This is a genomic window from Myxococcus guangdongensis (genome assembly GCF_024198255.1).
Taxonomy (GTDB): domain Bacteria; phylum Myxococcota; class Myxococcia; order Myxococcales; family Myxococcaceae; genus Myxococcus; species Myxococcus guangdongensis.
On the sequence record NZ_JAJVKW010000001.1, the window covers coordinates 551,277 to 563,511 of the forward strand.

Consider the following 12,235-nt stretch of genomic DNA (forward strand, 5'->3'; position numbering starts at 1 on the left):
CATGGAGACCCTCCTCATCGTCGACGACGACGTGTCGCTCCTCGAGACCTTGAAGATGCACTTCGAGGAGATCGAGCACGACAACCAGCCGCGCTACCAGGTGGCCACCGCCACCAGCGCCGCGGCGGGCCTGCGCGCCGCCCAGGAGACCATGCCCAGCGTGGTCATCCTCGACATGATGCTCCCGGACCGCACGGGCCTGGAGATCATCGAGGAGATGAAGGGGTTGTGCGGCGATGCCCGCATCATCCTGGTCACCGCGTACCACGACATGGAGACGACCATCCGGGCCATGAAGGCCGGAGCGTTCGACTACATCCACAAGCCCTTCCCGGACCCGGCCGCGCTGGACCTCGTCGTCGAGCGCGCGCTGGAGTACCGCCAGCTGTCGCGCCGCGCGGACGAGGTCAACCGCGAGAACGCCGCGGTGCGCCTGGGCGACATCGTGGGCACCAGCCCGCTGATGCAGCAGCTGGTGAAGGAGATCGGCAAGGTGACGGGCAGCCACGCCACCGTGCTGATCACCGGAGAGAGCGGCACCGGCAAGGAGCTCATCGCCCGCGTCATCCACAACTACTCGTACGACGAGCCCCGGCCCTTCATCGGCATCAACTGCTCGGCCATCGTCGACACGCTGCTGGAGAGCGAGCTGTTCGGCCACGAGAAGGGCGCCTTCACCGGCGCCACGGCGGTCAAGCCCGGCAAGTTCGAGCTGGCCGAGGAGGGCACCGTCTTCCTCGACGAGATTGGCGACATGTCGCTGATGCTCCAGGCGAAGCTCTTGCGCGTGCTCCAGGAGCGCGAGTTCGAGCGCGTGGGCGGGGTCAAGCGCATCAAGCTGCGCGCCCGCGTCATCGCGGCGACGCACCGCACGCTCTCCGAGGAGGTGGAGGCCACGCGCTTCCGCGAGGACCTCTACCAGCGCCTCAAGGTCATTACGCTCCTGATTCCCCCGCTGCGCGAGCGGCGCGAGGACATCCCGCTGCTCGTCAAGCACCTGCTCGAGCGCATCAACGAGAAGGTCCACAAGCGCGTCACGCGCGTGCCCACCGAGGTGATGGAGCGCCTCACCCGCCTGCCGTGGCGCGGCAACGTGCGCGAACTGGAGAACGTGCTCACCCGCGCCGTCGTCCTCGCGCCAGGGGATGTGCTCCGCGGGGATGATCTCCCGTCACTCGACACCCAGCCCTCACCCGACAGCGGACGGCCCCCCATCAACACCCTCATGTTCACCGCGCCCGCGGTGGACGACGCCAGTCAGATTCCGACGCTCGACGAGGCGGAGCGGATGCTGATCGCCCGTGCGATGGCCGTCACCAAGGGGCACAAGGGTCGCACCTGCCAGATTCTTGGAATCAGTCGCCCGACCCTCGAGCGCAAACTGCAGAAGTACAATCTTTCACAGGGACAGAACCCTTCAGGGCCGGGGTTCCCCGTGAAAGACGACCCGTGAACACTGTCCGGGCCGCGACAGAGGCCCGGGCGGTTTTAACGTTTCGTTCAACTTGATCAGACTGTTTGAACGTTTTGTTTCAGGTTTTGGACACAGACGGGTGGGTGCTACGGACCTCTAGCGCTAAGTACCCGGCATTCTTGGATGTGTTCCCCCTGGAGCACTTCATTCCCCGCTGGCACGTTCCTTGGAAATGGAAAGCCCCGTTGCCGCCGAAGCAGGCGGCCGCTTCTACCCCCGACTGCCTTCCACGGAGTGAATGCCATGCACGGTTTCAATCGCCCCCTCGGCCCTATCGGTTCCAACGTCGTGGCGCCGCTCCAGGCGACCAGCTCCGGGATGATGGTCACCGCGAACAAGCTGGTTCCGGGGCAGGAGGCGATCGACTTCAAGGGCTACTTCAAGGTCGAGTCCTTCCCGCACAACTCGACCATCTACCGCCCCGGCGACAACACGGACCGCGTCTATCTGCTCAAGTCCGGCCGCGTGCGCCTGATGCGCATCGGGAAGAACGGCACCCGCTCGGTGGTGTCCATCCTGCGCCCGGGCGACTTGTTCGGCGAGCTGTTCCGCCCCGAGGGGACGCCCATCGAGGAGATGGCCATCGCGGCGGGTGAGGCCGAGGTGTGGAGCATCGAGGGTCGTGACTTCCGCGCGCAGCTCGAGGCCCGTCCGGCCCTGGCGGTGGACGTGGTGCGCGCCTACGCCGAGCGCGTGCGTGCCCTGCGCAAGCGCGTGCTGGGCCTGACCTTCAAGGAAGTCCCCGCCCGTCTGGCGGACACCCTGCTGACGCTGGTGGAGGCGCACGGTGAGCGCTGCCCCCACGGCGGTGAGACGGACCTGCGCGGCATCACCCAGCAGGACCTGGCGGACCTGGTGGGCGCCTCGCGCTCGTTCGTGTCCACGCTCATCAACGAGATGAAGCGCGAGGGCGTGCTCGGCAACGTCGGCCGCATCCTCTGCGTGCGCGACCAGAAGGCCCTGCGCAAGATCGCCTCGAAGGAGAAGTGAGCCGCGCCCCGCACTCGCGGGTGTGACGGGAAGGGTGTTCAACGACGGGCCTGACCATGCGCTTGGCGTGTGGCCGGGCCCGCGTCGTTTTCTGGGGGACTTCGGGTGATGCGCGGCGCGAGCGCACGCCTGTCGTGGCCCTGCTCTCCGGTGCGGGCGACGTCGTGTGTCCCCGGATGAGCGGCTGCACGACTCGTTCAATCCGAAGCCCGTGCTGATCGAAAGTGAACGTCCGAGGCTTCCGGACAAGCCGCCATGTGGGCGTGATTTCCACGGTCGCGGACGCCACGGTGCGGGGCTGAGTGAACGAACGGGCCGCCGCGCCGGGTACACCCTGAACGCCGACGAGTGAACCTCTCCGTTCAACTCGTTCAATCCGCCCCGCGTCGCGCGAGATAGCGAACGCTCGACGGGCTGTGAGCGGCCAGAAACTTGCCGCCCGCTCGAGTCGAGCCGTCTGTCCGCGCGCACCCAGGGGACTGTCTGGCGACAGGGGACCCACGGCGTGGGGCTCACACCTTTGACGAGACGCCACGTCGCGCGAACCCCACGCGTCATGCTGGAGGTCCGTCGGGACCTCCTCCACCGGCGGCCGCGTCACGACTCGAGCGCGGTCCCGAGCGCCTCGGCCTCGGCGCGATGAGGCCCGTCCGCGTGGAGTTCCATCAAGACCGCGCCTCTCGGGCGGCCCCATCACGACTCAGGCGCGGACCTTGAGCTCCTCGACCTCGGCGCGCAGGAGCCAGTCATCCTGGAAGTCCGTCGCGGCGGCGGCGATCTGCGCCAGGCGCTCCGACTTCGCGCGCCCCGACTCACGCAGCCCGCGCACCTCGCGGTAGAGCGCCGCGAGGGACGGGTGCAGCGCCAGCGACTTGCGCTCACGCGCCTTCGACTCGCCGTCGCCCTCCGAGAACGCCTCCAGCTCACCGAACCACCGGTCCCACGTCGCCGGATCCGCGGGCCCACCCGCCACCGAGGGCAGGTGCGTGCTGAGGAAGAGCTTCGTCACCGCGGGCACGTCCAACACCCGGCCCGCGATCCGCGCGCGCAGCGCCAGCACGTCGCCTCCGCCGCCGGCGAAGCCCTCCAACTCCAACCCGCTCGACAGCGACAACTTGAACGGCCCGCGCTCCGGCAACTCGCCCGCGCCGAAGGCCACCAGCGCCGAGCCATTCCACGGCCGCGCGCCGTCCGCGTTGCCACCGCGAGACACGAGGACGGGGCCATCCAGCCGCACCAACGCCGACGTGAGCCCGGGCGCCACCGGCCCCGGCGCCAGCACCGACTCCATCACCCGCCCCGTCACCTCGCGCCCATCCGCCAGCACCAGGTGATTCACCGTGCGCGCCTCGCGCGCCACTTCCAGTCCGAAGTCCCCACCGCGCTTGAACGCCAGCGTCGACTCGAACTCCGCGAGCACCTCGAACAGGTGCTCGAAGTCGCGCGCCACGAAGAGCTGCGGCTGCATCCGGGTGATGTCGTATTCCGCGTCCGCGCACGCCACCGTGAGGGGCAGCTTGCGCACGGCCGGCGTCATACAGTGCTCCGCCTCGCCGATGCTCGACAGGATGCCCGCGCCGTAGATGCGCGGCCGCTCCAAATCGCCCACCAGGCCGTACTCCGCCGTCCACCAGTACAGGCGGCTGGCGCGCGTGCTCTCGCTCACGTAGCGACGGCTCGCGCTCGCCGCCGTCAGCCGGGCCTCCGCGTGCGCGACCTCGTCCTCGCTCGCGTCCGGGTCCTCCTTCACCACCGACAGGTTGCGGATGGCCTCGAACACCGCCTGGTCCTCCAGGCTCGCGATGGACTTGAACCCCACCAGGCCGCACGCCTTGAGGTACTCCGAGTAGCGCCGGTTCGCGATGATGGGCGCGTGCCCCGCGCTCTCGTGCACGATGTCCGGCGCGGGCGTGTAGCCGATGTGCTCGTGCGTGCGGATGTCCGACGCGATGGCCAGCACGCCCATCGACTGGAGCTCGGTGAACACCGCCGGCGGGATGAAGCCGCGCACGCCCACGCACGCCCAGCCCAGCCGCGACAGCCGCTCGTTCATCTCATCGAGGCTGGGAATCGCCTCCAGGTTGATGCCCGTCGCCGACAGGCCCTCCAGGTACACCGGATGCGCCCGCTCGGAGAGATGTCCGCGCAGCTTGCCCAGGATGTGCCGCCACACCGCGTGGTCCCTCGGCGTGTACGCGTCGTAGTCCTGGCTCACCACGTAGCGCCGCAGGTGCGCGGGCAGGCGGGATATCGTCAGTTCCGTTGGCGTCATATCCGAGTACTCCTGGTGAAAACTTCCAACCTGGAGAGGATACTGACGGGAGCGGGCTCCGGAAAACCGACAGAATTCGACGTCTTCGTCGGTTTATCGACGAGAACTCATACGCGCTGACGCAGTCCGTCGAGGACGCTGGCGGCGCCAGGGCTCAGTGAGCCGGAGGGCCAGAGGGCCACGACCTCCACGGCCTGGGGCTCTTCTTCCTTCAGGGGCCAGGCGTGGATGTCATCGGGGAACGGGTGCATGGGGCGCAGGTCCGGTGTGATCGCGCACGCTCGAAACGCTCGCAGCAGCTCGTAGAGGAGCAGGAAGCTCTCGACGCGGGCGACCTCCTGCACCGCGACGCCGTGCTCCGCGAAGCGCGCGCTGTTCGCGCCACCGTACGGGTCGTCGCGCAGCCAGTCGACGAAGGGCTGGCCCGCCAGGTCCCTCACATGCAGCGTGCGTCTGGCAGTGGCCGACGTCGCGAGCCCGCTCCCGGGGCCGGCGAGCACGACGAAGGGCATGCGCAGCAGCGACTCCGACTCCACGCCCTCATGCGGCGGCAGGGGCGTGAAGTCGAGGGCCAGGTCCAACTGACGCGTCTGCACCTGGCGCGTCAGCTCGTGAGGACCACCGAAGCTGAGCACCAGCTTGAGCCCCGTGGCCGCCGCGTCGTGGGCGACCTTGCCGAGCAGGGAGAGCGACAGCGTGGGGTTCAAGCCCAGGCGCACCACGGGCTCGGCGCTGGCCAGGTCTCTCAGGCGCTTCATGTCGAGCTGGTGCAGGGGCGTCTGGGTGCCGGCGAAGAGCCGCTCGCCCCGCGCGGTGAGCTGGAGTCGTCGTCCCGGGCCGCGCTCGAGCAGCGTGGCGCCGTCCGCCAGCGCCATCTCCAGCGCGCGGATGTGCTCGCTCACGACGGAGCGCGCCACGCCCAGGTGCTCGGCGGCGGACTCGATGCTGCCCGCCTCCACGGCGGCGGTGAAGGACTCCAGCCAGACGAGGTGTCGCACCAGCTTGCGTGGCGGCATGCGTCCCATCCTGGCACCCCTCCCACACGCGGCACGAGGACTCTGGAGCCACCCGGCGCGCTTCCACTGCGAGGAAGCAGTCGGGCGCGCGTCGCTGCTTGAACATGCGTCAGGAGCGGGCTAGCAGAAGGCGCGATGTCCCGGACGCCTTCCGACACCCTCCCGCCCGCCCAGGGGCTGCGCCAGCGTCTGGCCGGCGCCGCGCCCCTGCTGGGCCCCGCGCTGCTGTGGTGCACGCTGCACGGGTTGATCGCGCTGGCGTTCTTCGGGGCTCCGCTGCTCGCCTCCGTGGAGCGGCTGGCCGCCTCGCTGCGTCCCGTGCTGCTGGTGGGCGGCGTCATCCAGGCGCTGTTCCTGGGCCTGCTCACCTTCGTCGCCACGCTCCCGTTGATGCTGCTCGGGCGTCGCTACGCGGTGGCCCTGCCCATCGCCGTGGCGCTGGGCGTGGCGATGCTGGGCGTGGACGCGCTCGTGTTGTCCTCGCTGGGCTTCCACATCAACGGCCTGGTGCTCGCGGTGGCGATGCAGCCTCGCGCGCTCGCGGAGACGGGGCTCGCGCCGCATGAACTGGCGCTCCTGGCCGTCGGAACCCTGGCCGTGCTGTCGCTCGACGTCTGGGTCGGCGTCCAGTTCCTGCGCCGGGTCCATCGGCCTCGGCATGTGGCGAGGCTCGTCGCCGTCCTCGTGTTGACCACGGCGGTGGAGCGATTGACGAGCGCGTGGCTGGTCTTCGCCCATGGGGGCGCGGTGCTGCACGCGGCCACCACCCTGCCCCTCCAGGCGCCCGTGCGGATGAACACGCTGCTCATGCGGCTGACGAGCCGGCCTCCCGCCTCAGGCCTGCGCCTGGGGGTGAGCCCCGAGGCCGGCGCGCCCGCGTCGACCATCGACCCCGCCGCCGTGCGCTTCACGCGCAAGCCCGACATCCTGCTCATCCTCGTCGAGAGTCTGCGCGACGACTTCTTCCGTCCGGACGTCATGCCCCACCTGTGGCGGCGCGCGGAGCACGGCACGCGCTTCCTGCACCACCACAGCGCGGCGAGCTCCACGGACTACTCGGTCTTCAGCCTCTTCTTCGGCCTGGAGGCCCAGCGCCGTGACGCGGTGGTGGGCGCGGGCCGCGCGCCCCTGCTCTTCCCCGCGCTGCGGGAGAATGGCTATCGCCAGGCCTTCTTCGCCGCGTCCTCCGTGGACTGGATGGGGCTGAAGGACACGGTGTTCCGCGACGTGCAGGGCGGACTGCGCACGGACTACGAGGGCAAGAGCCACCTGCGCGACGCGGCCATGGTGAAGGACGCGCTGGACCTGGCGCGCTCCACGCCCGTGGACACGCCGCTCTTCACCTTCGTGTTCTTCGCGGGCACGCACTTCGACTACGACTATCCGCCGCGCTCCGCGGTGTTCTCGCCCGCGTGGGACGGCAAGGGCGGCCTCGCCACCGCGCGCGTTCCAGCCGAGCACCTCAAGGCCCGCGCGTGGAACTCCGCCTACGAGGTGGACTCGAAGGTGGAGGAGCTCTTGTCCCGGTGGGAGGCCGTGCGTGGCACGCGTCCCCTGGTCGTCTTCACCGGAGACCATGGCGAGGAGTTCCGCGAGCACGGCCGCGTGGGCCACGCCAGCGATGTCACCGAGCTGCAGTTGCATGTGCCCATGCTCGTCTTCGATGAGCGCTTGCCGCCCGGACAGGTCGAAGCCGTCACCGGACACATCGACCTGGTGCCCACGCTGTTCGACCTGCTGGGGGACACGCACACGCCGGAGCAGTTGGGGGATGGGATTCCGATGAGCCGTCCGGACCCTCGGCGCTACCTGCTCACCACCATCGGCTGGGAGCCGCGCTACGCGCTCATCGGGCGTGAGCTCAAGGTGCGCTTCGGCGCGGGCCTGCCCGGCACCGAGCTGAGTGATTTGTGGGACCGCCCGCTCCCGGATGCGCAGGAGCGCTTCGCGGCCGAGGCGCCACGCATCCTGCGCAGGCTGCGCGGTGGGGGCGCCCAGAGCGAAGCTTCCGAGTCCACTCCGCGGCCCGTACCCGCGGGCGCTCCCGCCACCGCGACCCAGCCGCCGCGCTGAGGCCACGTCCGTGACAAGCGCGGCCAGCGCGCCGTGAGCACAAAGCCGCGTGGGAATCCGCCTGGCTCAGAAACGGACGCGGGCTCCGAGCGCGAGCGAGAACAGGCCCAGCTTCACGGTGTCCGGGTTCCGGAGGAACTGGACGATGCGGTAGTCCGTGGCGACCAGCTCGTAGTACCCCTCGAGCCGCTCGAACCCGAGCACCTTCGCCGGCCGACCCACGCCCCCACCCATCAAGAACGCCGGGCGCAGCGCCGTCTTGAACCAGTAGTAGCCCGACGCGTACCGGTCCGGCAGCGTCAGGTAGAAGTCATCCCCGAACGTGTAGCTGAACGCCGCGCCCAGGGTGAGCGGACGGATGTCCCACTCCCCATGGCGCACCCGGAACGGATGCCACTGCGCCTTGAGCGTCAGCGTCACGAAGTCCGAGCCCGCCACCGCCTGCGGCGCCCACCCCACGAGCACCTCCAGGTCCACCTGCTCGTCCAGGAACGCCCACCCAGGCCCCGCCGCGAGCATCCCGATGGAGCCCGCGAACTGCACGGCCGCATGGTCTGGCACGTACCACGGCGCCTTCTTCGACTCCGAGGCGTCTTCGTGCAGCTCCTGCTCCTGCGCACGCGAGGAGGACGCCACCAGGAGCAGCGACGTCAGCAGCCCCCCCGCGAGCCCGGAGCGCGACATCAGAAGAAGACCTGTTGGACATCCACCGACGGCCCCTCGACGGAGACCAACAGGTAGCTGCGGATGTCGAGCGCGTCGGTGACGAAGTAGCGCACGCCCAGTCGCTCATCGCTCCGGAAGCGGTGGGAGTGGCCGTGGAAGGACACCGTCACGCCCCGCTCCGACTGGAGCTCCTCGATGGGCCCGGTCAGCGTCGGGTCGAAGTCCTGATGCCCGGGTGCCACGTGCGAGAAGGTGAAGCGATGGCCGCCCAGCGAAGCCTCGGCGAGGGCCTGCTCGAGCCGGACCAGGTCCGGTACGTCGCCCGGAAAATCGTACTCGCGCGAGTTCGAGTCGAAGAGGACGAACCGGCTGCCGCCATGCTCGAACGACAGGAACGTCGGACCGAAGCGGGCCAGGAACAGCTCCGTCCCCTTGCCCACCATGTCGTGGTTGCCGATGACCGCCATCGTGGGGACTGACGCGTCATTGAGCAGCTTCGACACCCACTTGTACTCGTCCGCCGAGCCGAACTCCGTCAGGTCCCCCATCTGCACGGCGAAGTCCACGTCCCGCCGCGACAAGTCCCGCACCGCCGCTTCCGAGGAGCCCTGGAAGATGCCGATGTCCCCAATCACCGCGAAGCGGAAGGGCCCCGAGCTCATCCGCTCCTGCAGCCGCTCCACGGCCCGCGCATTCGAGTCCCGCTCGCCCCCGCGAACCTCGTAGGGGTGCATCTCGAACGCGCCACAGCCCGCGGCGAGCCACGGCAGCATGATGAGAAAGTGTCTCACGAACTTCGGAAGTAACGACCCGGTGCCACCTCTTCAACCCTTGGATTCGCGCCGGCCACCCCCAAGACACAATGGCTCATGTCGACCATCACCTGACCGACAGTCACCGCCCTCGCAACGAGGCTCCAGGGCCATGGCCCCTGTCTCCTGACAGGGGGGCGCGGCTTCACGGCCGTGTCACCTGAACGCCACGCGGCCCGGCTATGACGTCCCTCCCATGGGGCGACTGCTGTCCTTCGCGTTGGTGGCGGCCAGTCCCGTGGGCGGCGTGCTCGCGGCCATTCCGCTGGGCATCCTCGGGCTGGGCTATCCCCCGTGGGCCGTCGTGGTCGCCTGCGTGCCGCTGGGCTACCTGCAGGTCCTCGTCGTGGACCTGGGCTGGGATGGCCTGGAGCGACTGGAGGGCTGGCGACGGCTGCGCTCCCGGCCTCGGGGACGGTGGGTGGAGAAGCTCCTGTCACACTGCGGCGGATTCTGGTCCACCGCCGCCCTGGTGCCGCTGGTGGGCCCGTGGGCGGTGATGGCGCTGATGCGCGCGGCGGGAGTGCCCCAGCGCCGCGTCGCCGCGCCCATCCTCCTGGCCCTGACGGTGCTGTCGTCGGTGCTCGCGCTCGTGTGCGCGTGGGCCCCCGAGTGGGTGCGCTGAAGGACTCAGGCCGCGAGCGCCTTCGCGCCGTCCCAGTCCTCCACCTCGTAGAGGAAGCGCGAGCCCTTCACGAGCTTGCGGTTGGCGGAGGTGCTCTGCACGAAGACGACGTACTTCTCCAGGCTCGCGGGGCGGATGCGCACCGTCTCCCCCGGCGGCAGGCCCAGCATCTCGCGCGCACGCTCGCCGCTGAAGAAGTCCCCCGTCTTGCGGTCCATGAGGACGACCTCCTTGTGGCCCTGGATGGTCTCCGTCTTGGTGAACTCGTAGAAGCCCCGGCCCGTCTTGAAGCCCAGGCCGTTCTCCTGGACGAAGGTCTTGATGGGCATGTCCGCGTCCACCTCCAGCGACTGGAAGCGGCCGGGCGGCACGGCGCGCAGGTCCGCCTCGCCGTAGACGGACGTGGGCGCGCGGCCGAGCATGGCGCTGAACAGGCCACTCAGGCCCCGGCTCATGCGGCCCTCGCGGGAGACCTCCGCCTCGTAGGCCTGGAGCTGGGCGTCCGACGCCTGCTTGTAGCAGACGGCCAGCAGCATGTCGGTGACGTGGGAGAACTGGTCCAGGCTCAGGTGGAAGCCGCCCGACTTCTCGGCCAGCTCCCGGTAGAACGGCGTGGCGTGGCGGCGCGCCAGGGCCTGGACGCCGTACACCGGGATGCCCAGCCTACCCAGCGCGTCCACTTCCTTGCGCCAATCCAGCCGCTTCGGGTTGTCCGAGGGCGCGTGCGGCACGTCATCGCCAATCAACACGAAGGCGTGCCGATAGCCCGTGGTCCATGAGAGGGATTGCGCCTCGCGGAGCACCAGCTCGTAGCACTCCGGCGCGTCGCCGCCGCCCGTCTGCCCCACCTTGTCCACGAACCGCACCACCGCGTTCACGTCGTCCGTGAGGTCCAGGATCTTCGTCACGTACGTCGAGCGCGCGTCACAGTAGTCGCCGTGCGCGATGACGCCGATGCGGATGCCCGGAATCTCCTTCATCAGCCGGGACACGGTGCCGTGCAGCTTCTTTCGGACCTGCGCGAGGCAGGGATACATGCTGCCGGTGGTATCGAAGCTGAAGACAATCTCGACGCGATTATCGACGACGGACTTGCCCATTTGTTGGCTCCCCTCGTGTGCCGTGACGAGAGGAAGAATACGGGGCGGGTCTGACATTTTCGGGGCGCCGGAAGGGCCTACGTGAAGGGTGGTTTCGAGGCGCTTTCCGACAGTCCTTGCGGGCTTCGAGGGGCCGTGCTGAAAAGCGCGCCACAGCCCCTGCCTGGGGCCCGGGGAGGACGTTGGTGGAGATCCAGAAGCCCTACCTGTTGTTCCTGGGGGATGTCCCCGACCAGCTCGCGGCGAAGACGGCGCACGGCATCGTCGACTGGCGTCCCGATTGGTGCGTGGGGCAGCTGCGGCTGCCGGGCTGCAAGGCGGACTGTGGCCTCGAGGATTTGGACATCGCGGGGGCGAAGGCCAGGGGTGCCCGGACGCTCATCGTCGGCGTGGCCAACGCGGGCGGCGTGCTGCCGGAGCACTGGGTCAGCAAGCTGGTGGAGGCGCTGGACGCGGGGATGGATGTCGCCACCGGATTGCACAAGCGACTGTCCTCCTTCCCCGCCATCGCCGAGGCGGCCCGGCGCAATGGCCGCGCGCTGCACGACGTGCGCATCCCCGACCAGGACTTCGCCACGGGCAAGGGCACCAAGCGTCAGGGATTGCGCCTGCTGACGGTGGGCACGGACTGCTCGGTGGGAAAGAAATACACCGTGCTCGCGCTGGAGAAGGAGATGCGGGCGCGGGGCCTGAAGGCGGACTTCCGGGCCACGGGGCAGACGGGCATCTTCATCTCGGGCCGGGGCGTGGCCATCGACGCGGTGGTGTCAGACTTCGTCGCGGGCGCGGCTGAGTGGCTCTCCCCCGCCAACGACGTGGACCACTGGGATCTGGTGGAGGGACAGGGCTCGCTGTTCCATCCCTCGTTCGCGGGCGTGACGCTCGGGCTGCTGCATGGCGCACAGCCGGATGCCTTCATCGTCTGTCACGAGCCCACGCGCACCAAGATGCGCGGCGTCCAGCATGGGCTGCCCTCGATTCAGGCCGTCATCGAGCGCACCGTGCTGGAAGGACAGCTCACCAACCCCGCCATCCAGTGTACGGGGCTGGCCATCAACACCGAGCACCTGGACGAAGCCGAGGCCCTGGCGCTGCTGGAGCGCACCGGGCGCGAGCACGGGCTGCCCTGCGTGGACCCCATCCGCACCGGCGTCGGGCCGCTCGTCGACGAGCTCTCGCGCCGCTTCCCCGCCCGGAGCTGAGGAGC

10 protein-coding genes are annotated in these 12,235 nt (G+C 69.5%); 5 read left to right on the plus strand and 5 right to left on the minus strand.

From position 1 onward, the window contains the following. Position 1: 1 nt before the first annotated feature. Both LXT21_RS02240 and mrpC read left to right on the plus strand, forming a co-directional pair. Positions 2 to 1,453, plus strand: a complete 1,452-nt coding sequence (locus LXT21_RS02240; protein ID WP_254036420.1) for a sigma-54-dependent transcriptional regulator — start codon at positions 2 to 4, stop codon at positions 1,451 to 1,453. A 264-nt stretch (positions 1,454 to 1,717) separates the two neighbouring features. Beyond that, complete coding sequence (gene mrpC / locus LXT21_RS02245) at positions 1,718 to 2,464, plus strand: Crp/Fnr family transcriptional regulator MrpC (RefSeq protein ID WP_015351149.1); 747 nt, start codon at positions 1,718 to 1,720, stop codon at positions 2,462 to 2,464. Positions 2,465 to 3,164: 700 nt separating this feature from the next. Here the strand turns inward: mrpC and LXT21_RS02250 are convergent. Both LXT21_RS02250 and LXT21_RS02255 read right to left on the minus strand, forming a co-directional pair. Further along, a complete protein-coding gene (locus tag LXT21_RS02250; RefSeq protein ID WP_254036421.1) occupies positions 3,165 to 4,736 on the minus strand; it encodes an aromatic amino acid hydroxylase in 1,572 nt (523 codons plus the stop codon). A gap of 107 nt (positions 4,737 to 4,843) precedes the next feature. Then, on the minus strand, positions 4,844 to 5,752 hold the full coding sequence (locus LXT21_RS02255; protein WP_254036422.1) for a LysR family transcriptional regulator: 909 nt from the start codon (positions 5,750 to 5,752) through the stop codon (positions 4,844 to 4,846). Positions 5,753 to 5,887: 135 nt separating this feature from the next. Here LXT21_RS02255 and LXT21_RS02260 point away from each other — a divergent pair, with 135 nt between their 5' ends. Beyond that, complete coding sequence (locus LXT21_RS02260) at positions 5,888 to 7,825, plus strand: sulfatase-like hydrolase/transferase (RefSeq protein ID WP_254036423.1); 1,938 nt, start codon at positions 5,888 to 5,890, stop codon at positions 7,823 to 7,825. A 66-nt stretch (positions 7,826 to 7,891) separates the two neighbouring features. On the opposite strand, the gene LXT21_RS02265 is transcribed toward LXT21_RS02260, so the two are convergent. Then, a complete protein-coding gene (locus tag LXT21_RS02265; RefSeq protein WP_254036424.1) occupies positions 7,892 to 8,509 on the minus strand; it encodes a hypothetical protein in 618 nt (205 codons plus the stop codon). Next, positions 8,509 to 9,264, minus strand: a complete 756-nt coding sequence (locus LXT21_RS02270) for a metallophosphoesterase family protein (protein WP_254036425.1) — start codon at positions 9,262 to 9,264, stop codon at positions 8,509 to 8,511. The genes LXT21_RS02265 and LXT21_RS02270 overlap by 1 nt, the downstream gene beginning before the upstream one ends. 235 nt (positions 9,265 to 9,499) lie before the next feature. On the opposite strand from LXT21_RS02270, the gene LXT21_RS02275 reads away from it, so the two are divergent. Continuing rightward, positions 9,500 to 9,928 (plus strand): hypothetical protein, encoded by a 429-nt coding sequence (locus LXT21_RS02275; protein WP_254036426.1) that lies wholly within the window; start codon positions 9,500 to 9,502, stop codon positions 9,926 to 9,928. A 5-nt stretch (positions 9,929 to 9,933) separates the two neighbouring features. Here LXT21_RS02275 and LXT21_RS02280 read toward each other — a convergent pair whose 3' ends face one another. Then, entirely contained in the window at positions 9,934 to 11,028 is a 1,095-nt protein-coding gene (locus LXT21_RS02280; protein ID WP_254036427.1) for a vWA domain-containing protein, read from the minus strand. Between the two features lie 185 nt (positions 11,029 to 11,213). On the opposite strand from LXT21_RS02280, the gene dgcN reads away from it, so the two are divergent. After that, complete coding sequence (dgcN, locus tag LXT21_RS02285; RefSeq protein ID WP_254036428.1) at positions 11,214 to 12,230, plus strand: N-acetyltransferase DgcN; 1,017 nt, start codon at positions 11,214 to 11,216, stop codon at positions 12,228 to 12,230. Positions 12,231 to 12,235 lie beyond the last annotated feature (5 nt).

Coding starts and splice junctions, on each gene's coding strand:
- LXT21_RS02260 (WP_254036423.1), top strand. CDS start 5,888: ATGTCCCGGACGCCTTCCGACACCCTCCCGCCCGCCCAGGGGCTGCGC.
- LXT21_RS02275 (WP_254036426.1), top strand. CDS start 9,500: ATGGGGCGACTGCTGTCCTTCGCGTTGGTGGCGGCCAGTCCCGTGGGC.
- LXT21_RS02240 (WP_254036420.1), top strand. CDS start 2: ATGGAGACCCTCCTCATCGTCGACGACGACGTGTCGCTCCTCGAGACC.
- LXT21_RS02270 (WP_254036425.1), bottom strand. CDS start 9,264: ATGCTGCCGTGGCTCGCCGCGGGCTGTGGCGCGTTCGAGATGCACCCC.
- LXT21_RS02255 (WP_254036422.1), bottom strand. CDS start 5,752: ATGCCGCCACGCAAGCTGGTGCGACACCTCGTCTGGCTGGAGTCCTTC.
- LXT21_RS02265 (WP_254036424.1), bottom strand. CDS start 8,509: ATGTCGCGCTCCGGGCTCGCGGGGGGGCTGCTGACGTCGCTGCTCCTG.
- mrpC (WP_015351149.1), top strand. CDS start 1,718: ATGCACGGTTTCAATCGCCCCCTCGGCCCTATCGGTTCCAACGTCGTG.
- LXT21_RS02250 (WP_254036421.1), bottom strand. CDS start 4,736: ATGACGCCAACGGAACTGACGATATCCCGCCTGCCCGCGCACCTGCGG.
- LXT21_RS02280 (WP_254036427.1), bottom strand. CDS start 11,028: ATGGGCAAGTCCGTCGTCGATAATCGCGTCGAGATTGTCTTCAGCTTC.